Genomic DNA, 26985 nt, shown 5'->3' with positions numbered 1-26985 from the left:
CGCGGCTCGAAGTCGACGGGGCTTACCTGGCCGGGGGATGTGCCACCGGCCATGAGCTTGCCGGAGCCGAACTAATTGAACTCGTGGCCAGCAGCACCAGCGGCAGCCACGGCACCTGTGGTTCTTCGGCACTGCGCCGAACTGATTCAATGGCGCAGTGAGTGAAATAAGCAACCGTTCAAATGTCCGGAGAATCGCGAAGCGCCCCAGGCCGCGGATTTACCGGCGTTGGTGGTTATGGGCGGCCATTGGCGTCGTCGGAATCGTTATGGTCGCTGGTGCATGGGTTGTCACTCGCGGATTGCAGGCGAAGGCGGAACTGGAGGCAGCACTGCCGCTAGCCTCCAGCATCAAAACGCAGCTGATTGCAGGAGACTCGGCGGCGGTCTCTGCGTCGGTGCAGAGCATGGCAGAGCACACCGCCCGCGCGCGCGATCTGACCGGCGATCCGGTGTGGCGTGCCGCGGAGTTCCTTCCGTTCGTCGGGGGCAATCTTGCAACGGTGCGGAACCTGGCCGATGTCGCCGATGATGTGGTCAGCGGCGCGGCCGTACCGTTGGTTGCGACCGCATCGACGTTGGATCCTGCGGCGTTGAAGCCTACCGACGGCACCATCGACATTGAGCCGATCGTCGCAGTGGGAGAAGCTCTTAACCAGGCCCGCACGGTGTTTGCGGCAGCGGACAAGCGGGTCAGTGACCTCGACACCAGCGCGACTGTCGAGCTGGTCACCGCAGCCGTGGACGAATTCCAGGGCTTCCTCTCGAGCATCACGCCGACGTTGGTGTCGGCAAGTCAGGTAGTGGACGCTCTTCCCGATGCTCTCGGTGGCAATGCCCCACGCAAGTACGTAATTGTGTTCCAGAACAGTGCTGAAGCACGTGCACTCGGAGGCACCTCGCTCTCGTTCGCTCTGTTGACGATGGACAAGGGCCGCGTGGCACTGAGCGATGCCGTGCCGGCGGGATTCGGGAACTTTGCCTACTACCAAGAATCCGTGATTCCTCTTCCGGAGGGTGGTGACGCACTCTACGGTTCAGAGTTCGGCCGCGCCATGTCAAACGTCACAGTACGGCCCAGCTTCGACAGCGCAGCTACGGTGACTCAAGAAATGTGGAAGCGGCAGTTCGGCACCGATATCGATGGCGTTATCTCGGTTGATCCAGTTGCGCTGGGTTATCTGCTGCGGGGAACCCCCCCCATTCCGTTGTCGACCGGAGACGTGCTGACGAGCGAAACCCTCGTGCCCCTCTTGCTTAACGGGGTCTACATGCGCTTCTGGTCCGGAAACACTAGCGCGGATGCAGTCGCTGACAACGCGGCGCAAGATGTCGTCTATGCGGAAATCGTCGAGAAGACGTTTGACCAACTTCTAGGCGGTGGCGTCGATCCTAACCAGCTGATGTCGGCCCTCGCCCAGGCCGCGAGCGAGCACCGGGTGCTGATGTGGAGTCCCAAGGCAGAAGAACAGGCCATCTTCGAGTTTCTCGGGGTGGATGGATCCTTGCCGAAAGGTGACACAACCACAGATCGGGTCGGGGTCTACTTTCAGGAGAACGTCGGTTCGAAAATGAACTACTACCTGAAGCAGGCTGTCAGCCTCGGTCAGGCTGCATGCCGGGCCGATGGGAAAGCGTCCTACCGTATCGGCGTCGACCTCACGAACGACCTGCCAGCCGATGCGGCGACATCCGTCAGCCCGTCCATTTTGGGCGAATTCAAGCGAGAGAAGCTCAAGCCGGGTGTTCAACGAATGTTGGTGATGCTCTACGCCCCGCCCGGTTCGCAGATCGTGGGAGCGACTGTAGACGGGGCTGCCGTGCAGCTCGAAGCGTTCCACGACACCGACTACCCGGTGGCGAAGCTGATCGTGAGCATGGAGCCCGGCGCCACGTCGAAGATGACGATCGACGTGGTGGCTGCCGGCGCCGGCAAGAAGGCACTCGAGGCTCAGGCCACTCCTATGGTGAACCCCACGACGATCTCGGACCTGCCCCTCGACTGCGCGACTGTCGCGGCGGGGTAGTCGGGGCGGCGGGGCTACAGGCCGATGGCGAAGGCGGCGTAGCCGATGACGCCGGCGGAAACCGCAGCAACGGCCAGAAAGGCGTACTGCAGTCCCTTGGAGCTGCGACCTCGTCGCAATAATGCCTTGTGGCCCATCTGCTCGGGCCGGAATTTCGTCACAATTTTTACTGTACTGCTGCGGTGACACCCGAATCGTTGCTCTGGGCCCCCAAAAGAGGGGGTTAGGCTGCCTCGCCTGGTGCCCGAGGCTAGGCTTCAGTCGTGGTGAATGCGATATGAAACTGTCCGTGATCGGTTGTGGCTATCTCGGGGCCGTGCACGCTTCGGCGATGGCCGAGTTGGGCCACGACGTGGTGGGTATTGACATCGATGCTCGAAAGATCGACCAGCTGGCCGCGGGCACGCCGCCGTTCTTCGAGCCGGGCCTGCCGGAGATTCTGACCTCGGCCATGGCGTCGGGTCGGCTGCGCTTTAGCACAGACATTGCCGATGCCGCCGGCGCCCAGGTGCACTTCATCGGCGTCGGCACCCCGCAGAAAGCGGGCAGCCACGCCGCCGACCTCAGCTACGTCGACGCGGCGGTGCAGTCGCTGCTGCCGCACCTGGCCGCCGGCGACCTGGTCGTGGGCAAGAGCACGGTGCCGGTCGGCACCGCCGCCCGGCTGGCCGGCGTGATCGAGGCATCCGGCAACGGGGCCACCCTGGCTTGGAACCCCGAGTTTCTGCGCGAGGGCTTCGCCGTGAAAGACACCATCAGCCCCGACCGCCTGGTCTACGGGGTGCCGGCCGGCGCGGCCGGCGAGCACGCCACGGCGCTGCTGAACGAGGTATACGCGTCGGCGATGGCCGCTGAGACACCGCTGATCGTGACCGACTACGCGACCGCGGAGCTCGTGAAGGTCGCCGCGAACGCGTTCCTGGCCACCAAGATCAGTTTCATCAACGCCATGAGCGAGATCGCCGACGTCTCCGGGGCGAACATCACCGAGCTGGCCGACGCCATCGGGTTCGACAACCGCATCGGCCGCCGTTTTCTGAACGCCGGCGTCGGGTTCGGTGGCGGTTGCCTGCCCAAGGACGTCCGAGCCTTCACCGCCCGTGCCGAGGAACTCGGCCGTGGCGAGTCGGTCTCCTTCCTTAAGGAGGTCGACGCGATCAACATGCGTCAGCGCCAGCGGGTCGTCGCGATGACCCTGCAGGCCCTGGACAAGCCCGTCTACACAGCCAAGGTGGCCGTGCTCGGGCTCAGCTTCAAGCCGTACTCCGACGACGTGCGGGACTCGCCGGCCCTCGACGTGGCCGTGCAGCTGCGGGGCCTCGGCGCCGACGTGATGGCGACCGACCCGCAGGGAATCGAGAACTCGCGCCTGCGGCATCCGCAACTCACGTATTCGACCAGCATCGAGGAGACCCTGCGCGCCGCCGACGCGATCGTGCTGGTCACAGAATGGGCCGAGTTCAAGCAGATCGACCCGGTCTGGGCGGCTACTCTGGTTCGTGTGCCCATAATAATTGACGGTCGAAATACTCTTGACGCTGTTGCTTGGCGTGCTGCGGGCTGGACCTACCTGGGGCTCGGTCGGCCCTGATGGCCGACCTTTCTCATGCTTCGGTGACAAAGCCGAAACGCCGAGGGTGGCGGATCGCGCTCATCGCCATCGCCGCCGTCGTTCTGCTGGTTGGCGGGGTTGCGGGCGTCTACGCCTGGACTCTTAGCAACACCTTCGATAGCCAGACCGTGAAGATCCCCGACGTGTTCCCCGACGAGGCGTCACGGCCGCCGGCGCCAACCGGTGATGCGGCAACCGGTGACGGGGCAACTGGGCAGAACATCCTTCTGCTGGGCTCTGACACCCGGGGAGCGAACGACGGTTCCATCGCCGACCTTACCGGCCAGCGCTCGGACACCATCATGGTGGTGCACGTGCCGGCGAACCGCGAGAACATCTATGTCATGTCGATCATGCGTGACAGCTGGGTCGACATTCCGGGTGAGGGCGAGGCCAAGATCAACGCCGCGATGTCCTACGGCGGGGTTCCCCTGGCCGTGCAGACCATCGAGGGTCTTCTCGGTGCGCGCATCGACCATGTGGCCATCGTCGACTTCACCGGATTCAAGGGCATCACGGATGCCCTGGGCGGCGTCGACATCGACAATCCGGTCGGCTTCGACTCGTCCTCGCTGCCGGGGCGCTACTTCGCCGAGGGAACCCAACGCTTGAACGGCACGGAGGCGCTGGCCTTCGTGCGGGAACGGTACGCCTTCGCGGACGGCGACTTTCAGCGGGCCCGCAACCAGCAGGCCTTCATCAAGGCCTTGCTGGGCAAGTCGCTGAAGGCGGAAACCCTCACCAACCCCACCAGGATCAGCGATCTGGTCGGGGCGATTGCTCCCTACCTCGCCGTTGACGACGGGCTGAACTCGGCCTACGTGGCCGGCCTGGCGGTGGAGCTACGCGACGTGCGCGTGGGCGACGTCACGTTCTTCACTCTGCCGACGACAGGCACCGGTACCTCGCCCGACGGCCAGTCGATCGTCGTCATCGACCAAGACAAGTTGAAGGAAGTGCAGCAGGGGTTTCAGACGGACACCCTCGACTCGTACCAGCCCGAGGTTCAGACGATGGGTTAGCGGCCCGTGGGCGCGCACGTCGCTCATGCGCGGGCAACGACGCAGAGCCTGTCTAGCGGCCCTGCTCGACCCGAGTAAGCTTGAGGCTCCGATTTCAAGGGGTGTGCGCGTGGTCGACCAGGAGCTTCAGCGGGAACAGCAGTATGTCGCGAACCTGTATGCGCGCCTCGACGCGCTGCAGCGAGAGGCCGAGCAGCAGCTCGTGGCCGTGCGGCGGCTCGACGTGGGCGGCAACCACCAGTCGCGCTCCGAGCGTGACACGTTCGCGCGCCTCTATGAGGACCGGATCGTGCAGCTGCGCGAGGTCGACGACCGGTTGGCGTTCGGGCGGCTCGAAGTGGCCGCCGACTCCTCTGACTCTGATTCTGCTTCCGACTCTTCCTCTTCCTCTTCTTCCGACTCGACGGATGCCTCCGTCTACCGCTACATCGGCCGGCTGGGGCTGCGCGACGAAAACCTGCAGCCCATCCTGCTCGACTGGCGAGTGCCGCAGGCCAGCGCGTTCTACCAGGCCACCGCGGCGACGCCGCTCGGGGCCCGCGCCCGCCGGCATCTGCTCTCGAAGGGCCGGGACATCGTGCGCATCGAGGACGAGATCCTCGACGCCGCGCTGCTCGAGTGCGATTCGGCAACCCAGCACCAGGGGGAGGGCGCGCTGCTGGCCGCACTCACCGCCCAGCGCACCGGGCACATGAGCGATATCGTCTCGACGATCCAGGCGGAGCAGGACCGCATCATCCGTTCAGACCTGAAGGGCGTGCTCGTCGTGCAGGGCGGCCCGGGCACGGGCAAGACGGCCGTGGCCCTGCACCGCGCGGCATACCTCTTATATACGCATCGCGATCGGCTGAAGAACTCGGGTGTGCTCATCGTGGGGCCGTCGGAGTCCTTCCTGCACTACATCGAGGCGGTGCTGCCGTCACTGGGGGAGACCGGGGTGGTGCTCGCATCCGTGGGCCAGCTCTACCCGGGCATCGAGGCCACCCGAGAGGATGCCCCGGCCGTCGCCGCGATCAAGGGCCAGACCTCGATGGCCCGGCTCGTCCAGCGTGCCGTGCGGTCGCGGCAGCGGGTGCCGGCGTCGGCGTCGGTGCTGGTCGTGAACGGTGACCGGCTCACGCTCAAGCCGCAACTGATCGAGACCGCGATTCACCGGGCGCGGGCCGGCGGCAAGCCGCACAACGAGGCCCGGGTGACGTTCGTGAAGAACGCGCTCGCCGCGCTCTCCCGGGAGTGGCTCGCGCAGTTGAAGGAGCAGGGCCGGTCGATGGACGACACCGATCTGCCCATGCTGCGCGAAGACCTGCGCCTGGCCGACGACGTGCGGGTGGCGCTGAACACGGCCTGGCTGCCGCTCACCCCCGAGAAGCTCGTGCAAGACCTCTACGCCCGCCCGCAATGGCTGGCGCAGCTCACCCCCACCTGGACGCCCGCGCAGCGCGCGCTGCTGCACCGGCCACGCGATGCCGAGTTCACCATCTCGGACGTGCCGCTGCTCGACGAGGCGGCCGAGCACCTGGGCGAGTACAACGTGGTCGACGCAGCCCAGAAGCGCGAGCAGAAGGAGCAGCGCAAGCGCGACGTGGAGAACGCCGAGCTGGCCATCTCGAACATGGAGGTGAAGGGGCTGGTGAACGCCAAGGCGCTCGCCGACAACTTCGCCGAGCTCGGCGACCGGGCCACCACGGCCGAGCGCGCCGCCCTGGACCGCACCTGGACTTACGGTCACGTGGTCGTCGACGAAGCACAGGAGCTGTCGCCGATGCAGTGGCGGCTGGTGCTGCGGCGCGGCCCGCTGCGGTCGTTCACGATCGTGGGCGACATCGCCCAGGCGGCGTCGGCCGCGGCCGCGTCGAACTGGCGCGACGCCCTCGAGCCCCTGCTCGGCTCCTCGCTCGAGGCCTCGCGGTGGCGGCTCGAGGAGCTCACCGTGAACTACCGAACGCCGAGCCAAATCGCTTCGGCTGCCGAGTCGATGGCCTTGGCGCACGACCTGCCGATCACTCCGGCGCGGTCGGTGCGGGCGAGCGAGTGGCCGATTGAGACGCTCACGGATGTTGTTTCGGCAGTTAGGCGGGAACGCTCGCTGGGGTTGGGTGGCACGGTTGCAGTGATCGTGCTGGAGCACTTTCTGGCTGGAGTTGTTGGTTCGCTGGGTGCTGCGTTCGGTTCCTTGGGCGTCAGTGTCGGTGTCGGGGCTGCGGGGCTGCTCAAGGATGTGGCGGTGCTCACCCCGCAGGATTCGAAGGGGCTGGAGTTCGACGCCGTGATCGTGGTGGACCCGGCGGGGATCGTGGCGGCGTCTTCGCGTGGGGCCGGGGCGCTGTACGTGGCCATGACGCGTCCGACGCAACGGCTGTATCTCGTGGCGACGGGGGAGTTGCCCGCGGGGCTGTAGCGGTGGTTTCGCGGCTCGGTGGTTTCGCTTGTCGGTGGTGGTGCTTGTCGGTGGTTTCGCTTGTCGAAACCCGGCGAGCCATTCTCTGAACCCGCGACGTGGCATCCGTGCCCCTGCGTTAACTGAGGACTTTTTCGCGAAACGCCGTTCCCCGTGGCGCCAAACCCGGGGTGTCCCGAAATTCTCCGAGTTAACGTCACGACGGACGCTCCCGCGTGACCCCGACGGCTCCCGCCGCCGCGGCACCCGTCTCCCCACACCCAGCCCCGCACCCTGCCCACACCCGCCCCGCACCTGCCCCGCACCCGCCCCGAAACCTGCCCCGCACCCGCCCCGAAACCTGCCCCGGCTCGACAAGCAGGGCCCGCTGTACACTTTTTAGGGCGTCGCGCATGGGTGACGTCAAGCTCCGGGCCACGACTACGGCCCCGAGTAACTGAAAAGGATCCACACTTCACATGACGACACTTCCCCGCCTGGTTGCCTTCGACCTCGATGACACGCTTGCCGCCTCCAAATCGCCGCTCAACCCGCGCATGGCGGAACTCTTGGTCAGCCTGCTCGGCGTCGTCGAGGTGTGCGTGATCTCCGGCGGGCAGATCGCCCAGTTCCACATGCAGCTGATCGACAACCTCGAGGCCGTGAGTGACGGCATCCTCTCGCGCCTGCACCTGATGCCCACCTGCGGCACCCAGTACTACCGCCACGTCGAGGGTTCCTGGACCCAGATCTACGCCGAATACCTGACCGACGCCGAGAAGACGGATGCCCTCGCCGCCGTCGAGATCTCCGCGCGTTCACTCGGCTACTGGGAGAGCGACACGTGGGGGCCGATCCTCGAGGACCGCGGTTCGCAGATCACCTTCTCCGCCCTCGGCCAGGCCGCCCCGGTGGCCGCCAAAGTCGCGTGGGACCCAACGGGTGAGAAGAAGAACACCCTGCGCGAAGCCGTGCAGGCGCTACTGCCCGACCTCGAGGTGCGCTCCGGCGGCTCCACCTCGGTGGACATCACCCGTCGCGGCATCGACAAGGCCTACGGCATGCTCAAGCTCGCCGCCCTCACCGGCGTTCCGCTCGACGACATGCTGTTCGTGGGCGACCGCCTCGACGAAAACGGCAATGACTACCCGGTCAAGGTTCTCGGCGTCGAATGCGTCGCCGTGGGGGGTTGGGAAGACACGGCCGCGTTCCTCGAAACGCTGATTCCTCAGCTCGCCGCCGCCGCCGCAGCCGCAGCAGCCTCTGCCGCTGCCACTGCCTCCGCCTCCGCCTGACGGATTCTGATCAGTCGAACCCCGCGACGAAATCTTGCAACCACGGCCGCAGGTCCGGCCCGAGGTCCTCGCGGTCTGCGGCGAGCCGCACGATCGCCTTGATGTAGTCCAGGCGGTCGCCGGTGTCATAGCGGCGGCCGCGGAAGATCACTCCGAACACGCCACCCGTCGCATCCGGGGTCGTCGCAAGCTCCTGCAGCGCATCCGTGAGCTGAATCTCGTTGCCCTTGCCCGGCAGGGTGTGCTCGAGCACGTCGAACACCTCCGGGCGCAGCACATAGCGGCCGATGATGGCCAGGTTCGACGGGGCATCCGCGGCGCTGGGCTTCTCCACGAGCCCGGTCACGCGCACCACGTCGGGGTCGTCGGTGGGCTCGATCGCGGCACAGCCGTAGAGGTGGATCTGCGACGGATCGACCTCCATCAGCGCCACGATGCTGGCGTTGCGCGCGCCCTGCTCCACCAGCATCCGGGCCAGCAACGGGTCACGGATGTCGATCAGGTCATCACCCAGCAGCACCGCGAACGGCTTGTCGCCGACGTGCATCTTCGCGCGCAGCACCGCATGCCCGAGTCCGAGCGGGTCGCCCTGGCGCAAGTAGTGGATGTCGGCCAGCCGGGTGGGGAGCCGCACCTTCGCCAGGCGGTCGTGGTCGCCCTTCTTCTCGAGCAGCGACTCCAACTCGGTCATGCGGTCGAAGTGGTTCTCCAACGCGTTCTTGTGCCGCCCTGTCACCATCAGCAGGTCGGTCAGGCCGGCCGCGGCTGCCTCCTCGACCACGTACTGGATCGCGGGCTTGTCGACGACGGGAAGCATTTCCTTCGGCATGGCCTTGGTCGCCGGCAGGAAGCGTGTTCCCAGTCCTGCCGCGGGAATGACGGCCTTGGTAATCTCGGAGCTCATGAGACTCAGACTAAGGGCGCAGTGTTGCCGCCGCATCTCCCACCGCGGATCTTTCGGTCTGGCGCCGTGATCTGTCTCGGCCACCGGCCACTGCCCGTGAGGTCACCTGCCGCCCGCTCTGGGCTGCCTTGCCGTACCCCTGAGTCGGGCTGGCAGCTGCGGCTAATTCAGGAGAAACCCGGCCACAGTCATCCGTCGCCCCGGGTTTCCTGGGCTGTGCCGCGCATCCAGCCCAGATCTCCTGAGTTAGCCACGTGTGAGTCCGGTGGCCGGTGCCTCAGCTGGCATAACTCCTGCAATTCGCGGCCGGAGGGTCACGCTAGGCTGACTCGGGCACATCCGTCAGAATCTGCAGGAGTTGTGCGCGGCCGTAGGGGGCTAACTCAGGAAAACCGAGCCGGCTGCGGCTTGCGCCCCCGGAATTACGCAACGAATACCGAGGCCCATCCCGGATCTCCTGAGTTAGCCACAGAAAAGGCAAGTGCACGTGCCGACGGGCACCCCGGCGCACACCCGCACCCGACCTGCAGTCCCCGTCAGCGCCCGCGGCCGCCGCGCAACAGAACCAACCCGAGCACCGTTCCGACCGCGGTCCCGACCGTGTTCGCGACCACATCGGCGAGGGTGGCGAACCGGTCCGGCAGGAAGATCAGCTGCCCGAGCTCGATGGTGCAGCTCGCCGCGAACCCGACCAGCACGGCCAGCCACCACCGTCGTGCGCCGGCCACGAGCACGACAAACAGGCCGACCGGCACGAACAGGGCGATGTTGGCGATGAACTCGACCAGGCCGTAGCGCACCCAGCCCGGCGCGCCGTGTTCCTGCAGCCAATCGATAAGGGCCAGGAGTGAATCGTATGCCGCCCGGTCGACCGGCACCGGCCAGAACGCGATGAAGGCCAGCGCGACCAGATAGGCGAGCATGAGCCAGGGCGCCCACCGGCGCAGCCGGGTGGGCGCGGCTCCGCCCGCCGCGGCAGGGCCCGGCGGTCTCGGCGGGGGAGTGCGACTCGCGTCGGTCATGTCTCGCCTCCCGGTACGTCACGATCGGCGAACCGACGGCGCCGGGACCTGACCGCAACACTGTCGATCTATTTACCGTAGACGCATCCGTGCGCGGGGGCTCGCAAATACGCTCTGAGCCGAAGGATGCCCACCGCCGACCACTTCTATTCCGGTCGAGAGTGACTGGTAAAGCGGGCGCTCTCGACCGGAACGGGCACCCTCACGACGGGAACCCCGCCCCTACCGCCCGGCCGACACCCGCTTCGGCAGCACGAAGACGAGCAGCAGTGCCAGCACGCTGAACGCGGCGCTCACGCCCATCGCCGCGGTGGCGCTGTCGGTGAAGCCGGCGGCGACGGCCTCCGCCCCGGGGCCGGCCACGACCAGCGTGCCGAAGAAGACGCTGCCGATCACGGCGATGCCCACGGCGCTGCCGACCCGCTGCATCACGCCGACCACGCCGCTGGCCGCACCGGCCTCGGAGCGGTCCACGGTCGCCACGATGAACTGGGCGTTCGGCGCGATGAAGAATCCGCTGCCGAGACCCGCGATCAGCAGCGGCGGCAGCAGCTCCCAGTTGGTGATCGCCGGGCCGATCAGGAGCAGGGCCAGCCAGACCCAGACCAGGCCGATGGTGACCAGGGACACGCCGATGATCAGCACGGTGCGGCCGAGCCGCTGCGCCAGCCGGTTGCTCTGCGAAGCGCCGATGATGGTTCCGATCGCGAACGGGATCGATACCAGCCCCGACTCGAGGGCGGTGTGCCCGAGGCCGGCCTGCCAGAGGATCGAAATGGTGAAGAAGATGCTGGTGAACGCGGCGAAGTAGACCAGGGCGAGCACGATGCCGCCGGTGAACGCCGGATGCCGGAACAGCCGCGGCGGCACCAGCGGGCTCTTGCCCCACCGGGTGTACGCCACCTCCCAGAAGCCGAATGCCACAATCAACAGCGCCCCCGCTGCCAGGGTCAGGTAGGTCCAGAGCGGCCAGCCCTGGTCCTCGCCCTCGATCAGGGGAACGAGCAGCGCCACGAGCCCGCCGGAGATCAGCAATAGGCCCACCCAGTCGATGCCGCCGCTCGGGGTGCCCGGGGCACGTTCGGAGCCGGCCGGCAACAGGATCGCCGCCGCGACGAGGGCGACGATGCCGATCGGCAGGTTGACCCAGAAGACCAGGCGCCATCCGTTCTCGTCGCCGAAGGCCTCGATGATCAGGCCGCCGATGATCGGGCCGAGCGCCGTGGATACGCCGATCACCGTGCCCATGATCGCGAACGCCTTGCCGCGGGTGATGGGCGGGAACAGAAGCTGGATCACAGCGGTCACGGCCGGCACGAACATGCCGCCGGCAAGCCCCTGCACGACCCGGGCGATGATCAGCTGCAGATCGTTCTGCGCGAGCCCGCAGGCGAGGCTGGCCAGGGTGAACAGCAGCAGACCGGTGAAGAAGACCCACTTGTGGCCGATGCGGTCGCCGAGCCGCCCGGCCGGGATCAGCGCGATCCCGAAGGCGAGCGCGTAGCCGGAGATGATCCAGGAGAGGGTGGCCTCCGAGGCATCCAGGCTGGTACGGATGGTCGGAAGCGCCACATTCACGATCGTGGTGTCGAGCAGCGCCATGAACATGCCGGCCAGCAGCACGATCAGGGCCTGCCAGGCATGCCGTGGGATAGCGACAGGTGCGGGGAGACCCGGGCTGGAATCGGTCATGACATGATCCTCTCGCGCTTCTGGCCGCGCCGGCCCGGCCGCACCAAACACCAAACACCAACTACCAAACACCAACTACAAAAACCCCCACTCCGAAGAGTGAGGGTTTTGCATATCTGTCGGGGTAACAGGATTTGAACCTGCGACCTCGTCGTCCCGAACGACGCGCGCTACCAAGCTGCGCCATACCCCGATGGCCCGTAAGCCTTGACAAGTATAACCCCCCGGATGCCCTACCACGACCATCCGGTGCCGAGCCTGCCGATAACCCCGCTACGCCGCCGTCAGCGTGAGCAGGGTCGCCTCCGGCGCGCAGGCGAACCGCACCGGCGCGTAGATCGACGTGCCGAGCCCCGCGGACACGTTCAGGTACGAGGTGTGCAGTCCGGAGTCCCAGAGGCTGAGGCCCTTGACCTGCTTGCGTGGGATGTCGCAGTTGGTGACGAGGGCGCCGTACCGGGGAACGCACACCTGCCCGCCGTGCGTGTGCCCGGCCAGGATCAGCTGGGCACCATGGTTGACGAACGAGTTGAGCACCCGCTGGTAGGGCGCGTGGGCGACGCCCACCGTGAGCGTCGACCGCGGCGGGGTCGCCTCCTCGGGGTCGGGCCAGTGCTCCTCCGACAACGGGTCGTTCGCGCGCAGGTCGTCGATCGCCCGGGTGATCAGGTCGAGGCGGTCGAGCCCGATGTGCGGGTCATCCACCCCGAACAGCTCCAGGTGGGTGCCGTTGATGTCGAGCGCGGCCGCTGCGTTGTCGAGGTCGATCCAGCCGAGGTCGCCGAACACCCGGTGCAGGTGGGCGATGTCGAGCTTCTCGTGAAACGCCGAGCGAAGCGTCGACGGGGCACGGAAGTACCGCATCGGGTTCTTCAACTGCGGCCCGTAGTAGTCGTTCGACCCGTTGACGAAGATGCCCGGAATGCCGCGGAACGGTTCGAGGGCATACTCGATCCCGGAAATGCCGTCGGCGTGACCGAGGTTGTCGCCCGTGTTCACGATCAGGTCCGGCGCGAGGTCGGCCAAGCCGCGCACCCAGTCCTGTTTATCCCGCTGCCACGGTGCCATGTGCAGGTCGGAGAGGTGCAGCACCTTGATCGGGGCGGATCCCGGCGCGAGCACCGGAACGAGAACCTCGCGGAGGGTGAACATGCGGCGCTCCACGAGAGAGCCCCAGGCGAACGCGACGACTCCGGCCGCGGCTACCACCCCGGCGCTGACGGCCAGGGAGGTGCCTGCGGAGTTGGCGCGGGTCATCCGTTGCCCCCGCCGTTCGCGTCGGGTTTCGCGTCGGGCTTCGCGCCGGCGGCAAGCTTGCCGACCACGATCGTGACGGAGCTGCCCGCCGCGGCGCCGGAGCCGGCGGTCGGTGTCATGGAGAGCACCGTGCCGACCTGCTTCGGGTCGGTGACGTCCTGCTCCTGCTTGACGATGCCGAAGCCCGCCAGGGTGGAGGTAGCTTCGGCCTCGGTCTTGCCCACGACATCGGGCACGATCTTGAGCGCGCCATTGCTGGAGTAGACGGTCACGGTCGAGCCGCGGCTGGCGCTGCTGCCGCCGGCCGGGTCGGTGCGGGCCACGGTGCCGGCGGGCATCTCGGAGTCGGTCACACCGCCGTCGACCACGTCGAAGCCGGCCGAGGTCAGGGTGGAGGCGGCTTCGCTCATCGACTTGCCGCGCAGGTCGGGGACCGGAATCTGAACGGCCTGCAGCACCTTGTTGGATGCCTCGGCGAAGGCGTCTCCGCCGTACTTCGCGTTCGCGACGCTCATCACCTCCGGCCACATGCGGTGACGGGCGGTGGCAGCCGTGCCGCCCTCCCAGTCGCGGACGAGACGCTGGTTGATGTCGCCGGTGACGCTGACGACGCCGATCACCGTGGCGACCTTGGTGCTCGCGCCGCTCATCCAGGTGTCCTTGTTGCCGTCGGTGGTTCCGGTCTTGCCGATCATCGGCACCTTCGGGGAGGTCGCGGAATTCGACGCGCGTCCCGAGCCTTCGGTCATCACCTTTTGCATGGCATACGTCATGCCGGCGTCGACCTCAGGGGTGACCGCCTGGGTGCACTTGGTCTGCGGCGGGGTCATGTCGACGCCGTCGCCGCCGACGATCCGGTCGATCACGATCGGGCTGCAGCTGACGCCGTTGTTGGCGATGCCGGCGAAGGCGATGGCCATGCTGAGCGGCGCGACCTCGTTCGTGCCGAGCACGGCCGAGGGACCTTGTTCGAGAGGCTTCAGGTCGGCGCGGCCCACTCCGAAGGAGTTGGCCATCGTGGCGATGCCGCACTGGTCCAGCTTCTTCGCCATGCCGATGAAGCCGGTGTTGATGGAGTCGATCGTCGACTGCAGCGCGCTGTAGTTGGTGCCGGGCTCGTTCGCGTCGTTCTTGGGGTTGAAGACATAGCTCTGGTTGCCCTCACAGCTGTTCTTGAACACGCCCCAGTCGCTCTTGCGGCGGGAGTCGACGCGCTCGTTGAGCGTGTGCCCCTGGGTCAGCCACTCGGCGAGGGTGAAGACCTTGTAGGTCGAGCCGGGCTGGAACCCGAGCGAGCCGCCCTCGTTGGAGTTGGTGTTGTAGTTGATGCCCGTGTAGTCATTATTGTTCTCGGTCACGGCCGGGTCCTGGCTGTAATCCTTGTTCTGGGTCATGGCCAACACTCGGCCGGTGCCCACCTCGACGCTGGTGATCACACCGCCCACGTCCCAGTCCCCGTACTGCTTCGGCACGTGCTTCTTCATGGTGGTCTCGGCGGCGTTCTGCAGGTCGAGGTCGAGCGTGGTGTAGATCTCGTAGCCGCCACGACGGAAGTTGGCCATGCGGGTGACTTCGTCTTCACCGAAGGAGGGGTCGTTCCGCAGGGTGTTGACGACCAGGTCGCAGAAGTAGGCGCTGCCGCCGGCTGTCGCACACCCGGTGCTGGGTTCCGTGATGGTGGGCTCGATCACGGTGGCCAGGGCGGCGTCGTGGTCTTCCTGGGTGATCTTCTGGTACTTGAGCATCTCGCCCAGGATGTAGTCGCGGCGTTCCTTGTTGGCGGCATACCCGTTGGCGACGCCGTTGGTTTCGCTCTCCGGGTTGTCGAGCTGGAACTTGACCGGGTTGTTCACGATCGCCACCAGGCTCGCCGCCTGCGCCAGTGACAGGCCCGCGGCGGTGGTGTTGTAGTAATAGTTGGCGGCCGATTCAATGCCGTAGACCGTGCCGCCGAAACCGGCGATGTTCAGGTACTGGCGAAGGATGTCGTCTTTCGCGTACTGCTTCTCCACGCCGATGGCGAGGCGCATCTCCTTGAGCTTGCGGTCGGGGGTGGTCTCCGTGGCCGTGTCGTAGCAGCTCATGCGCTTCTTTTCGTCGGCCAGAGCCTCGCACTTCTGCACCTGCACGTTTTTCACGTACTGCTGGGTGATCGAGGAGCCGCCGCGTGCGGTGCCGGTGGCCACGGTGCTCACGACGCCCTTGACGGTGCCCTCGAGGTCGATGCCGCCATGCTCATAGAAGCGGGGGTCCTCGCCCGCGATCACGGCATCCTTCACGAACGGGCTGATCGCGTCCCACTCGACTTCCACCCGGTTCTGATCGTAGAACGAGGCCAAAAGCAGGGGGCTGCCGTCGGCGTTGGTCGCGTAGATGTTGCTCTTCTGCGCCAGCTGGTCGATCGCGAGGTAGTCGGGGAGGCTCTCGAACATGTTGATCGTGTTCGTGGCTGTCATGCCGGAGAGGGCCAGAGCGGGGGTGACAGCGGCGGCGACGAGGACGCCGGCCACGGCGCTCATCCCGACGAAACCGAGGAACCCGCCGAGCGCTCCACTGACCGTACGATTTTTGGCAGACATACTATTGAGACTAAGTGACAAATCTGAATAACCGCCTGAATCGGAGCCTTATGCCTGCCTGGGAGTACCTTACGACGCCGCTGATGATTCACAACACAGCTGCCATTTTGAACAACTGGGGCTCGGAGGGCTGGGAGCTCGTGCAGGTCGTTCCCGGACCCGAGGGTGGGCTTGTCGCCTACCTCAAGCGCCCCGTCGCCACCGAAGGAGCCTGAGGCGTGGCGCAGATCGCTGCCCGACTGGCCGAGCTCGGCATCGAGCTGCCGAGCGTCGTGCCGCCCGTGGCCACCTATGTGCCGGCCGTGGTCTCCGGCTCGCTGGTGTTCACCAGCGGTCAGCTGCCGATGATCTCGGGGGCGCTGCCGGCCACCGGCAAGGTCGGCGACGGCCACGGACTCGTGCCGGCCGCCGACGCCCAGGACTACGCTCGGCAGTGCGCGCTCAACGGGCTTGCCGCCATCCAGGCCGCGATCGGATCGCTGGACCGAGTGACGCAGGTCGTCAAGGTCACCGGCTTCGTCGCATCCGACCCGTCGTTCACCGGCCAGCCCGGTGTCGTCAACGGTGCCTCCCAGGTGCTCGGCGAGATCTTCGGCGACCGGGGCGTGCATGCCCGCTCGGCCGTCGGCGTCGCTGTGCTGCCGCTGGATTCCCCGGTCGAGCTGGAGCTCATCGTCTCCTTCGCCTGAGCCCCAGAAAGCGGGCAGGCCCACTGGGCCTGCCCGCTTTCGTGTGTCTACTCGGGTGCGTGCCCGAACGAATTGGTTAGACGCTGGTTACTTCAGGGTGGACATGATCGCCGTCATCACCGAGGTGTCAGCGAGGGTGGTGGTGTCGCCGACCTCGCGGCCCTCCGCGACATCCTGCAGCAGACGCCGGATGATCTTGCCCGAGCGCGTCTTCGGCAGCTCGCTCACGATGAAGATCTGGCGGGGCCTCGCGATGGCACCGATTTGCTGGGACACGTGCGCCCGCAGCACGGCCTGGATGTCCGCGTGCGAGGACTCCTCCAGGTGGCTGTACTTGATGATGACGAACGCCACCACCGCCTGGCCGGTCGTGTCGTCATGCGCGCCGACCACGGCCGCCTCGGCGGTCATCGGGTGCGCCACCAGCGACGACTCGATCTCGGCCGTGGACAGACGGTGCCCCGACACGTTCATCACGTCGTCGACCCGGCCGAGCAGCCAGATCTCACCGTCACGGTCGAGGCGGGCGCCATCACCGGCAAAGTAGCGCGGGTTCTCCGATCCAAACTTCTCCCAGTACGTCTCCTTGAAGCGCTCCGGGTCACCCCAGATGCCGCGCAGCATCGACGGCCACGGTTCGGTCACCACGAGCAGGCCACCGTTGTCTCGGCCCACGTGGTTTCCCTCGTCGTCGAGCACATCGATCACGACACCGGGGATCGGGCTCTGCGCCGAGCCGGGCTTGGTCGTCGTCACGCCGGGCAGGGCGGAAATCATGATCGCGCCGGTCTCGGTCTGCCACCAGGTGTCGACCACCGGCGCGACATTGCCGCCGATGACCTCGCGATACCACATCCACGCCTCCGGGTTGATGGGCTCGCCCACCGAACCGAGCAGGCGCAGGCTGGTCAGGTCGAAGCCCTGCGGGATCTGGCGACCCAGCTTCATGAAGGTACGGATGGCCGTGGGCGCCGTGTACAGGATGCTCACCTTGTACTTCTCAACGATTTCCCACCACCGGCCGGGGTGCGGGGTGTCCGGGGTGCCCTCGAAGAGCACCTGGGTGGCGCCGTTGGCGAGCGGGCCGTAGACCACGTAGCTGTGGCCGGTGATCCAGCCGACGTCGGCGGTGCACCAGTAGACATCCGTCTCGGGGTGCAGGTCGAACACGTTCTTGTGGGTGAACGCCACCTGCGTGAGGTAGCCACCGGTGGTGTGCAGGATGCCCTTGGGCTTGCCGGTGGTGCCGGACGTGTAGAGGATGAACAGCGGGTTCTCGGCCGGGAAGCCCAGCGCCTCATGCTCTCCCGCGACCGAGGCGAGCTCGTCGTGCCACCACAGGTCGCGGTCGAACCACTCCACGAAGCCGTCGGTGCGCTTGACCACGAGCACGTTGCGCACGGTGGTCTCGCCGCCCTCCAGAGCCGCGTCGACGGCTGGCTTGAGAGCGGACGCCTTGCCCTTGCGGTAACCGCCGTCGGCGGTGATCACGAGCACGGCGCTGGCGTCATCGATGCGCGAACGGAGGCTTTCGGCGCTGAAACCGCCGAAGATGACCGAGTGCACGGCGCCGATGCGGGCCACGGCGAGCATCGAGATGACGGCCTCCGGAATCATCGGCAGGTAGATCGCGACGCGGTCCCCGGCATTCACGCCGAGTTTTGTCAGCACATTCGCAGCACGCTTCACTTCGGCAGTGAGCTCGGCATATGTGATGTCGCGGGAGTCTCCCGGCTCACCCTCGAAGTGCAGCGCGACCCGGTCGCCGTTGCCGGCCAGCACGTGCCGGTCGAGGCAGTTCCAGGCCACGTTCAATTCGCCGTCTTCGAACCATTTGGCGAACGGTGGATTGGTCCAGTCCAGGGTTTTTGTGAACGGCTTATGCCAGTGCAGAAGCTCGCGGGCTTGATCAGCCCAGAATTTCAATCGGTCGTCCGCGGCGTCCTGATAGATCTGCGGCTTCGCGATGGATTGTGCGGCAAATTCCGGTGTCGGCGGGAATCTGCGGGATTCATGGAGAAGGTTATCGATCTTGACGCTCATACGTATGTCGCTCCTTTGCGATGCGCTGCGTGTATCGGGCGCGTTAACCAGCCCCTCCTGAACCCTACACGGCGACATGTGTCGCCCAGGTTGCGCGGAATTGCGGCGAGTTCCCACCCCCAATTGTGGTCTCATCAGGCACCCGGGTTCTGTGTCCTCATTTATGAGGACACGGGGGACTTGCGCATCTGTAATTCCCCTTGTACATTTGTCTTTGTCTGAACGAAAGTTTTGACCTGCGGTGTGTCTGGTTCCCCCCAATCAGCGCACTGCCGAGGCGGCACCTGTTCCCCCCAATAGGTGCCGCCCCCCTTTTTAACCTGGGGTTTTTCGCGGTGGCGCGTCCCGGTCCTCCCCAGCCGGCGGTCGGCCCGGGTTCTCCTCGATCCGGCGCAGGGGCCGGATGCGCTCCCACCGCCGATCTAACGTCGGGGCATGCCCGAGCCGTTCGTCGCCGTCCCGTCGTATGGCAGGTCCGTGCCTGCCCGCCCTCCCAACGGTGCTCCCGACCGCCGCACGGATGCCCGGCCGCCCGGTGCGCTCAGCCCCGGTGTGCTCGGCACCGGTGTGCTCAGCCCCGGTGTGCTGCCGGCGATCCGGCCCCTCGACGTGTTCGTGCTCGGCCCGCTCGCCGAATTCGCCGCCGACGGCGAGGTCACCGATCTGTTCGTCAACGGCGCCGCCGGGCTGTGGGTGGATGCCGGCCACGGACTGCTGCACGCCCCGCAGTGGAGCTGCCCGGAACCGGCTGTGCGGGAATTGGCGGTGCGCCTGATCGCCCTCGGCGGGCGCCACATCGACGAGGCCAGCCCCTGCGTCGATGTGCGGCTGTCCGACGGCATCCGGGTGCATGCGGTGCTGCCGCCGGCGTCGAGCACGGGCACGCTGCTGTCCATCCGGCTGCCTCGCGCCGAGCGGCTGAGCCTCGCCACGCTCGCCGCCGGGGGTCTGTTCGGGGTGGGGGAGGCATCCGTCGCCGTCGCCGACCGGCTGCGCGTGGCCGTGCACCGGCGCGAGAACCTGCTCATCACGGGAGCCGCCGGCAGCGGCAAGACCACCCTGCTCGCGGCGCTGCTGGGCGAGGCACCGCCTGGGGAACGCATCGTGGCCATCGAGGACGTCGCCGAACTGCGCATAGACCACCCGCATGTCGTGGCGCTCGAGGCACGGCAGCCGAACCTCGAGGGTGCCGGCCGGATCGGCCTGGAGAGTCTCCTGCGCGAGGCGTTACGGATGCGCCCCGACCGGCTGGTGCTCGGCGAATGCCGCGGTGCCGAGATCCGGGAGCTGCTGGCCGCGCTCAACACCGGCCACGACGGCGGCGCCGGTACCCTGCACGCGAACTCCCTGCACGACGTTCCGGCCCGACTCGAGGCCCTCGGCGCTCTCGCCGGACTGAGTCCGGAAGCGGTGGCGCGGCAGGCGGTGAGCGCGATCGGGCTGGTGCTGCACCTCGAGCGCCGCGAGGGCCGCCGTCGGCTCGCTCCGCTCGGCCGGTTCGCGCTGGACGCCCGGGATCGCCTGCTGGTGATCGCCGCGGCCCCGGGGAACCGCTGGGCCCCGGGGGAGTCCGGCCCGCCCAGACCGGTCCGCACACACGGGCGGCGGGCCGCCGCGCCCGCCGAGACTGGAGAGTCGGAATGAGAGTCGGCACGAGACTCGGCAGGAGAGTCGGCACGTGGCTCGGCGTGAAACGGCGGCACGGTCCGCCCAGCCCGGCCATCGAGCAGGTGGCGCAGGTGACCCAACGCATCGCGGTTCTCCTCGCCGCCGGCGTCTCCCCGGCATCCGCGTGGGCCTACCTCGAACCCGTCGCTTCGCACCCCGTCGGCGAAAAGTCTCTGTCGCCGACACCGCCCTCTTCGGGGGCACAGATCATCCGGGCGGCGGCCGACGCCGGGCGCCGCGGCGACAACATCGCCGACGCCGTGGCCGCCGAGGCCCGCGCACTCGGCGGCCAGATCGGCGCCGCCTGGCTGGGCCTCGCCGCGGCCTGGCAGGTGGCCACCCAGGCCGGAGCGCCGCTGGCCTCCTGCCTGCGGCAACTGGCGTCATCCTTCCGGGACCTCGGCCAGTTGCACGCCGACCTCGCCGTGGCGCTCGCCGGCCCGAGCGCCACGGCACGGATGGTCGCGTTCTTGCCGGTCGTCGGTGTGCTGTTCGGCAGCCTTCTGGGCTTCAACACGCTGCAGACGCTGTTCCTCACCGCACCCGGCTGGGCCTGCCTCGCCGGCGGCGGCGCCCTCATGCTGGCGGCGGACCGCTGGAACCGGCGGCTCGTGCACTCCGCCCGGGCACGGGACCCGACCCCCGGGCTCGAACTGGACCTCACCGCCATCGCCATGACCGGCGGCGGCTCCGTCGACCGCGCCCGGACCCTGGTCGACGCGGCGGCAGAGCGGTTCGCCCTGCACCGCGCGGCCTCGGCGGCCAGCATCGACCGGGTGCTCGCTCTGTCGGTGCGCGCCGGCGTTCCCGCCGCGGAGCTGTTGCGAAGCGAGGCCGACCAGCTGCGTCGGCAGGCCCGCAGCGACGGCCAGCACCGGGCCGCCACCCTCGCGGTCACGCTCATGATCCCGCTCGGGGTGTGCGTGCTGCCCGCATTCATGCTGGTCGGAGTTCTGCCGCTGTTGATGACCGTCCTCTCGTCCACAGTGCTCGTTTTCTGAAGTTCTGCACCGAAGCGAGCGGCTGTCGGTGTTCCGCCCTCGCCCGCGCCAGTCTGAGACCACTCGTGCCGCCCACACACCGCGTCGCCCGACGCGAGAAGGAGACGAACGAATGCCCCCCATCGAACCGACCACCGATTATGCCCTGACACCGACCACCGATCAGGCCGCCAAACCGACCAGGGGTCAGGCCCTGCAACCGACCGTTGAACCGGCCACCGACGAGGTCACCAACCTGACCAGGAACCTGATCGCCGAGCGCGCCACCGGCACGATCGACGCAGCGACCACCGGCCCCGGCCTCGGCCACGATTCTCTGCGCAAGGCGGCACCGGCACCCCGGCTTCCGCGCCCCGACCGGTTCCGGCTGCCGCGCGGCCTGCGCGCCGAGACGGGTGCAGCCACCGCCGAATACGCCGTCGCAACGATGGCGGCGGTCGGATTCGCCGGCCTGTTGATCGTCATCCTGCGCGGCGACGAGGTGCGCGGCATCCTGACCGATCTGGTGCGCAATGCGCTTTCCGTGGGGTAGCCGCCGGCCCGACGGGCACTCCGACGTGCACTCCGACGGGCACTCCGACGGGCACTTCGACGGGCACTTCGACGGGCACTCCGACGACGCCCCGAGCGCCCGAAGCCGCGCGCGGCGCCGCCCCGGCCCCAGGGACCGCCCCCGCGACCGCGGCAGCGTCACCGCCGAGTTCGCGACGGTCGTTCCGGCTGTACTGCTCGTGCTCGCCTGCTGCCTGGGCGCCCTGCAAGTGATCGGCCAGCAGGTGCGCCTCACGGATGCCGCGGCCGATGCCGCCCGGTCCCTCTCCCGCGGCGACAGCGTCGACCGGGCCTCTGGGCTGGTGCAGCGGGCGGTGCAGGGGGCCTCGATGACCCCGGAGCGCCGGGGTGAGTTCGTCTGCGTGAACCTGCGCGCACCGAGCTCGTTCGGCGCTTTCGCGGCCTTCGGCCTCACGCTCCGGGCCGGGTCCTGCGCGCTCGGCGGTGGCCGGTGAGGCCCCGCCGGGGGAGGTCCCGGACGCTGATTTCCCGGGCTCTGCGGCGGCGGACCGTGACTCGCCGGGCTCTGCGGCGGCGGCACTGGTCAGCACCCGAGCGCGGCTCGGGTACGGTGCTAGCTGTCGGGGTGCTGGGCGCGGTCATGCTCCTGACGGCGGTGCTGCTGCCGCTGTTCGCCGCGCTGGTGGTCGGTCAGGCGGTGCAGGGGGCAGCGGATGCCGCGGCGCTCGCCGCCGCCGACACCGCCTCGGGCGCCGTGGCCGGGATTCCCTGCGCGGCGGCGGCCGAAGCCGCGAGGCTGAACGGGGCATCCGTCACCGTCTGCACGGTGGAGGGACTGATCGCATCGGTGACCGCGGTGCGCGGCTACCTCGGGTTCGAGCTGGGCGCGCAGGCACGGGCCGGGCCGCCCGATTCGCCCGGCGGCCCCGCCGGCTGACTTCGTCTCAGCGGGCGCGAAAGCCACGGGCGGCTCAGTCGAAGAGGGCCTCGATGTAGCGGTAGTCCACGGCGGTGGGTCGAGCCGGGAATGTGCTGGAGTCGAATTCGAGGCCGGAGCCGCGTAGATAGAGGTAGCGCTTGTTGCCGTCGGCAGGGATCTCGAGTCGCGGCCGCGGATCGCCGGATTCCAGGAACTGGGTGGTGACTGTCTTGCCTTGGAGGGGGCCGTCCGTGAGCTTCGCGGTGTACGTGCCCGTCGCTGAATTCGCCATGCTCCAATTGTCTCCGCCAGCGCAGGCCTGGCAACCCCCAATGGTCTCGCGCGGCGTGGTCGATTAGGCAGGCACCATATTGAAGTGTGTATGGTGTGCCATGGCCCACTTGGACCCGTACCTATAAAGAGGAGTCTGGTGCCAGGCACTAAGAAGCTGGTCATTGTCGAATCGCCGACGAAGATGAAATCGATCGCCGCGTATCTGGGCGACGGCTACGAGGTCTTGTCCTCGGTCGGCCATATTCGCGACTTGATCGAGCCCAAGAACCTGCCACCCGAACTGAAAAAGGGTCCGCTCGGCAAGTTCTCGGTCGACGTGGAAAACGGTTTCGAGCCGTACTACGTCGTGTCCGACGCGAAGAAGAAGACCGTGGCCGAACTCAAACGGGCCATGAAGAACGCCGACGAACTCCTGCTCGCAACTGATGAGGACCGCGAAGGCGAGGCCATCGCTTGGCACCTGCTGCAGGTCCTGCAGCCCAAGGTGCCGGTCAAGCGCATGGTCTTCCACGAAATCACCAAGGAAGCCATCCTTCAGGCGAAGGACAACACCCGCGACCTCGACACCGCCCTCGTCGACGCGCAGGAGACCCGGCGCATCCTCGACCGCATCTACGGCTACGAGATTTCCCCCGTGCTTTGGCGCAAGGTCGGCCCGGGCCTGTCCGCCGGCCGCGTGCAGTCCGCGGCCACCCGCCTCGTCGTCGAACGCGAACGCGAGCGCCTCGCGTTCGTGTCGGCCGGTTATTGGGACCTCATCGCCCAGCTTGCTACCGGCGCGTCCCGGGTGGATTCCGCATTCCAGTCGAAGCTCGTGCGCCTGGGCGGAGAGCGCATCGCCTCCGGCGGCGACTTCGACGACCTCGGCCGGCTGAAACCCAAGGTGACGGCGGTCACGCTCGACGAGGCATCCGCCCTCGCCCTGGCCACCGCCCTCAAGGAACCATCGGTCGCCCTGACCGTGACGAAGGTGACCGCCAAGCCCTACCGTCGTAGCCCGGCCGCGCCCTTCACCACCTCGACCCTGCAGCAGGAGGCGGCCCGCAAGCTGCGCTTCACCGCCCGCCAGACCATGAGCGTGGCCCAGTCGCTCTACGAAAACGGGTACATCACCTATATGCGAACCGACTCGCCGTCGCTGTCGCAGCAGGCGATCACGGCCGCGCGCACCCAGGCGGCGGCGCTCTACGGCCCCGAAACGGTGCCCGACAAGCCCCGCCTGTACAAGGGCAAGAGCAAGAATGCTCAGGAGGCGCACGAGGCGATCCGTCCGTCCGGCGACACATTCCGCACCCCTTCGGCGCTCGCATCCACTCTGCGCGGCAACGACTTCAAGCTCTATGACCTGATCTGGAAGCGCACCGTCGCCTCGCAGATGGCGGATGCGACCGGCTCGACCGCGTCGGTGACCATCGCGGCCGGGCCGACCGGCACGTCCACGCACCCCGCGACATCCGGGGTGCTCGCGGAATTCGCCGCCAGCGGCACCGTGATCACGTTCCGCGGCTTCATGCTGGCCTATGAGGAATCCCGTGACGAGGAGCGCAACGCACCCACCGACGCCACCGAGTCCAAGCTGCCGCCGCTCGAAGAGGGCCAGAAGCTGACCCTGCTCGACGTGGAAGCCAAGGGCCACGAGACCACCCCGGCCGCCCGCTACACCGAGGCGAGCCTGGTGAAGAAGCTCGAGGAGCTCGGCATCGGCCGCCCCTCGACGTACGCGTCGATCATCTCCACGATCACCGAGCGCGGCTACGTCACCCCCCGCGGCCAGTCGCTGGTGCCCAACTGGATCGCCTTCTCCGTCGTTCGCCTGCTCGAGGAGTACTTCTCCGACCTGGTCGAATACGACTTCACCGCCGAGATGGAAGACGACCTCGACCGCATCGCCGACGGCAAAGCCGACCGAGTGGACTGGCTGACCAGCTTCTACTTCGGTTCCGACAAGCACCGCGGCCTGCGCCAGGTCATCGACAACCTCGGCGAGATCGACGCGCGCTCGATCAACTCGATGCCCATCGGCGACGACATCACCCTGCGCATCGGCAAGTACGGTCCCTACCTCGAGGTCATCGACCCGGGCGCGGCACCGGATGCCCCGCCGCGCCGGGTGAACATTCCGCCGGACCTGGCCCCCGACGAGCTGACCCCGGCGAAAGCCCGCGAACTCATCGACGCGCCGGTCATCACCGACCGCGTGATCGGCGAGAACCCGGAGAACGGCAAGCGGATCGTGGCGAAGGACGGCCGGTTCGGCCCCTACGTCACCGAGCTGGAGCCCGAGGTCGAGGTCGTCGAACCCGGCGAGACCATCGACCCGGTCACCGGCGAGGTGACCCTGCTTGCCGATTCGGCCGCCGCCGAGGCTGCCTCCACGACCAAAACGACGGCCGCGGCCGCGAAGCCCAAGCGCAAGCCCCCGGCGAAGAAGGTCGCCGCGGTGAAACCGCGCACGGCCTCGTTGTTCAAGACCATGGACCTCGCCACGATCGACCTCGACACGGCCCTGCATTTGCTCTCCCTGCCGCGCGTGGTCGGCCTCGACCCGGAGACGGGCGCGGAGATCACGGCCCAGAACGGCAAGTTCGGCCCGTATCTCAAGAAGGGCGTGGACACCCGGTCACTGACCAGCGAGGACCAGATCTTCGAGATCGATCTGGCCGGTGCGGTCGACCTGTACGCCCAGCCCAAGTACGGCGCCCGGCGGGCGTCGAGCGCGCTCAAGGAGTTCGAGGTTCCCGACCCCGAGAGCGGCAAGGCGATCAAGATCAAGGACGGCCGGTTCGGCGCCTACGTCACCGACGGCATCACCAACGCCACCATCCCGAAAGCCGAGACGGTGGAGGAGGTCGACTTCGACCGCGCCGTGCAGCTGCTCGCCGACAAGCGCGCCAAGGGCCCGGCCGTCAAGAAGGCGCCGGCGAAGAAGGCCCCGGCCAAGAAGACGGCGGTCAAGAAGGCCCCGGCGAAGAAGGCGGCGGTCAGGAAGGCCCCGGCTCGGAAGTTGGCCGTCAAAAAGCCGACTCCGTCGGGTGCCACCACGACGGTGCGCGCTCAGCGCACCCCGGCTCAGAAGGCCGCGACGGCGGCCAAGGCTGCGGCGACCCGGGCGGCCACCGCGGCCGCGAAGGCCGCGACCCAGGCGTCGTCGCTGTCGTGACCCGAGAAGTTCCGGAAGCCGTGACCGATCCCGCCGCTGCCGGGCTGTTCATCACCCTCGAGGGTGGTGACGGGTGCGGCAAGACGACCCAGTCGGAGCTTCTCACCGACTGGCTCCGGCAGAGCGGGCGCACCGTGCTGCGCACCCGCGAGCCCGGCGGAACGGATGTCGGCGGCGCCATCCGTGAGATCGTGCTGCACCACCGCGGTGAGATCGCAGCGCGGGCCGAGGCGCTCCTCTACGCCGCCGATCGGGCCCAGCACATCGCGACCGCGGTGCGGCCGGCGCTCGCCCGAGGCGAAGTGGTGATCCAGGACCGCTACCTGGACTCATCCGTCGCCTACCAGGGTGCCGGACGGGTGCTCGACGCCGCCCCGGTGCGTGATCTGTCGCTCTGGGCGGCGGAGGGACTGTTGCCCGCGCTGACCGTGCTGCTCGACCTCGACGAGACCGTGGCGCGCGGCCGCCTCGACGCTGAGAACAAGCCCTTCGACCGGCTCGAGGCGGAGAAGAGCGACTTTCACCGCCGGGTGCGCGCCGCGTTCCTCGCCCTGGCTGACGCCGAGCCGGAGCGGTTTCTGGTCGTGGACGCCGGGCGTCCGGTGGCCGAGATCGCCGCCGTCATCCGCGACCGGGTCGCCGCGCTGCTCTAGAGGCGAAGTGAACGGATGTCCGAGGCCGCTGCGGCCCGGCGGCCCGCCGCTGCGGCGGCATCCGTTTCATGCGCGGGCTCGCCGTGCGCCGTGCGCCGTGCGAATTCGACGGAGATTTTGGCCCTGGACCCCGTTATCGGCCCCAAACCGGCCGTTTTCGGCAAAATCTCCGTCGAATTGGTTCGGCATCAGGCGCGATGCTGCGCCGGCTGGACGGAATGCGCCGACTGGACGGGCCCTGCCGGGGGCGCAACCAGCG

Annotated in this window: 22 protein-coding genes and 1 tRNA gene; 14 read left to right on the top strand and 9 right to left on the bottom strand. The window is 67.8% G+C overall.

Annotated elements, in window-relative coordinates; all coding sequences use genetic code 11:
• The first annotated feature begins 157 nt into the window (after positions 1–157).
• Entirely contained in the window at positions 158–2026 is a 1869-nt protein-coding gene (locus E3O54_RS07215) for a DUF4012 domain-containing protein (protein WP_134401261.1), read from the top strand.
• Between the two features lie 14 nt (positions 2027–2040).
• Here the strand turns inward: E3O54_RS07215 and E3O54_RS16280 are convergent, their stop codons facing one another.
• Complete coding sequence (locus tag E3O54_RS16280) at positions 2041–2187, bottom strand: hypothetical protein (RefSeq protein ID WP_166805212.1); 147 nt, start codon at positions 2185–2187, stop codon at positions 2041–2043.
• A gap of 116 nt (positions 2188–2303) precedes the next feature.
• On the opposite strand from E3O54_RS16280, the gene E3O54_RS07210 reads away from it, so the two are divergent.
• The 4 genes from E3O54_RS07210 to E3O54_RS07195 all read left to right on the top strand — a co-directional run bounded on the left by E3O54_RS07210 (position 2304) and on the right by E3O54_RS07195 (position 8332).
• On the top strand, positions 2304–3617 hold the full coding sequence (locus tag E3O54_RS07210; protein WP_134401260.1) for a UDP-glucose/GDP-mannose dehydrogenase family protein: 1314 nt from the start codon (positions 2304–2306) through the stop codon (positions 3615–3617).
• A gap of 23 nt (positions 3618–3640) precedes the next feature.
• The gene (locus E3O54_RS07205) at positions 3641–4660 is read left to right on the top strand and encodes an LCP family protein (protein ID WP_166805211.1); all 1020 of its coding nucleotides are present in this window, start codon (positions 3641–3643) and stop codon (positions 4658–4660) included.
• Positions 4661–4763: 103 nt separating this feature from the next.
• Positions 4764–7058 (top strand): ATP-binding domain-containing protein, encoded by a 2295-nt coding sequence (locus E3O54_RS07200; protein WP_134401258.1) that lies wholly within the window; start codon positions 4764–4766, stop codon positions 7056–7058.
• Positions 7059–7516: 458 nt separating this feature from the next.
• Positions 7517–8332 carry an HAD-IIB family hydrolase gene (locus E3O54_RS07195; RefSeq protein ID WP_134401257.1) on the top strand — a complete coding sequence of 272 codons (816 nt, stop codon included), beginning with the start codon at positions 7517–7519 and terminating at the stop codon, positions 8330–8332.
• A gap of 10 nt (positions 8333–8342) precedes the next feature.
• On the opposite strand, the gene E3O54_RS07190 is transcribed toward E3O54_RS07195, so the two are convergent.
• From E3O54_RS07190 to E3O54_RS07165, 6 genes are all read right to left on the bottom strand, one after another.
• Complete coding sequence (locus tag E3O54_RS07190) at positions 8343–9236, bottom strand: UTP--glucose-1-phosphate uridylyltransferase (protein ID WP_134401256.1); 894 nt, start codon at positions 9234–9236, stop codon at positions 8343–8345.
• 536 nt (positions 9237–9772) lie between these two features.
• Positions 9773–10258, bottom strand: coding sequence for a VanZ family protein (locus E3O54_RS07185; RefSeq protein ID WP_134401255.1), 486 nt, complete (start codon positions 10256–10258; stop codon positions 9773–9775).
• A 222-nt stretch (positions 10259–10480) separates the two neighbouring features.
• Positions 10481–11950: a DHA2 family efflux MFS transporter permease subunit gene (locus E3O54_RS07180; protein WP_104099393.1), complete on the bottom strand. Its 1470-nt coding sequence runs from the start codon at positions 11948–11950 to the stop codon at positions 10481–10483.
• A 119-nt stretch (positions 11951–12069) separates the two neighbouring features.
• Positions 12070–12143, bottom strand: a tRNA-Pro gene (locus tag E3O54_RS07175).
• Between the two features lie 80 nt (positions 12144–12223).
• Positions 12224–13207 carry a metallophosphoesterase gene (locus tag E3O54_RS07170; RefSeq protein WP_104099394.1) on the bottom strand — a complete coding sequence of 328 codons (984 nt, stop codon included), beginning with the start codon at positions 13205–13207 and terminating at the stop codon, positions 12224–12226.
• A complete protein-coding gene (locus tag E3O54_RS07165; protein ID WP_134401254.1) occupies positions 13204–15786 on the bottom strand; it encodes a transglycosylase domain-containing protein in 2583 nt (860 codons plus the stop codon). The genes E3O54_RS07170 and E3O54_RS07165 overlap by 4 nt, the downstream gene beginning before the upstream one ends.
• A gap of 50 nt (positions 15787–15836) precedes the next feature.
• Here E3O54_RS07165 and E3O54_RS07160 point away from each other — a divergent pair, with 50 nt between their 5' ends.
• Positions 15837–16001 (top strand): DUF4177 domain-containing protein, encoded by a 165-nt coding sequence (locus E3O54_RS07160; protein ID WP_134342594.1) that lies wholly within the window; start codon positions 15837–15839, stop codon positions 15999–16001.
• Positions 16002–16004: 3 nt separating this feature from the next.
• Positions 16005–16475: a RidA family protein gene (locus E3O54_RS07155; RefSeq protein WP_104170783.1), complete on the top strand. Its 471-nt coding sequence runs from the start codon at positions 16005–16007 to the stop codon at positions 16473–16475.
• Between the two features lie 87 nt (positions 16476–16562).
• On the opposite strand, the gene acs is transcribed toward E3O54_RS07155, so the two are convergent.
• A complete protein-coding gene (gene acs / locus E3O54_RS07150) occupies positions 16563–18518 on the bottom strand; it encodes an acetate--CoA ligase (RefSeq protein ID WP_104170784.1) in 1956 nt (651 codons plus the stop codon).
• Positions 18519–18953: 435 nt separating this feature from the next.
• Here acs and E3O54_RS07145 point away from each other — a divergent pair, with 435 nt between their 5' ends.
• From E3O54_RS07145 to E3O54_RS07125, 5 genes are all read left to right on the top strand, one after another.
• Entirely contained in the window at positions 18954–20162 is a 1209-nt protein-coding gene (locus E3O54_RS07145; RefSeq protein ID WP_134401253.1) for a TadA family conjugal transfer-associated ATPase, read from the top strand.
• A 95-nt stretch (positions 20163–20257) separates the two neighbouring features.
• Positions 20258–21187: a hypothetical protein gene (locus E3O54_RS07140; protein WP_241976783.1), complete on the top strand. Its 930-nt coding sequence runs from the start codon at positions 20258–20260 to the stop codon at positions 21185–21187.
• 367 nt (positions 21188–21554) lie between these two features.
• Complete coding sequence (locus E3O54_RS07135) at positions 21555–21719, top strand: DUF4244 domain-containing protein (protein ID WP_233191137.1); 165 nt, start codon at positions 21555–21557, stop codon at positions 21717–21719.
• The gene (locus E3O54_RS07130; RefSeq protein ID WP_134401251.1) at positions 21700–22194 is read left to right on the top strand and encodes a TadE family protein; all 495 of its coding nucleotides are present in this window, start codon (positions 21700–21702) and stop codon (positions 22192–22194) included. The genes E3O54_RS07135 and E3O54_RS07130 overlap by 20 nt, the downstream gene beginning before the upstream one ends.
• Before the next feature lie 56 nt (positions 22195–22250).
• Positions 22251–22637, top strand: a complete 387-nt coding sequence (locus E3O54_RS07125) for an Rv3654c family TadE-like protein (protein WP_241973128.1) — start codon at positions 22251–22253, stop codon at positions 22635–22637.
• A 34-nt stretch (positions 22638–22671) separates the two neighbouring features.
• Here the strand turns inward: E3O54_RS07125 and E3O54_RS07120 are convergent, their stop codons facing one another.
• Positions 22672–22911, bottom strand: a complete 240-nt coding sequence (locus tag E3O54_RS07120; protein WP_104099401.1) for a hypothetical protein — start codon at positions 22909–22911, stop codon at positions 22672–22674.
• A gap of 138 nt (positions 22912–23049) precedes the next feature.
• On the opposite strand from E3O54_RS07120, the gene topA reads away from it, so the two are divergent.
• Together topA and tmk are read left to right on the top strand one after the other, a co-directional pair.
• Positions 23050–26073, top strand: coding sequence for a type I DNA topoisomerase (gene topA / locus E3O54_RS07115; protein WP_134401250.1), 3024 nt, complete (start codon positions 23050–23052; stop codon positions 26071–26073).
• Positions 26070–26726, top strand: a complete 657-nt coding sequence (gene tmk, locus E3O54_RS07110) for a dTMP kinase (RefSeq protein WP_241976782.1) — start codon at positions 26070–26072, stop codon at positions 26724–26726. Before topA ends, tmk begins: the two co-directional genes overlap by 4 nt.
• Positions 26727–26985: the final 259 nt, after the last annotated feature.

It is taken from the genome of Cryobacterium sp. TMT2-4, from assembly GCF_004402575.1.
In the GTDB taxonomy this organism is placed as follows: domain Bacteria; phylum Actinomycetota; class Actinomycetes; order Actinomycetales; family Microbacteriaceae; genus Cryobacterium; species Cryobacterium sandaracinum.
The sequence above is the reverse complement of the archived record's forward strand: the minus strand, read 5'-3'. Positions and strand labels throughout refer to the sequence as shown.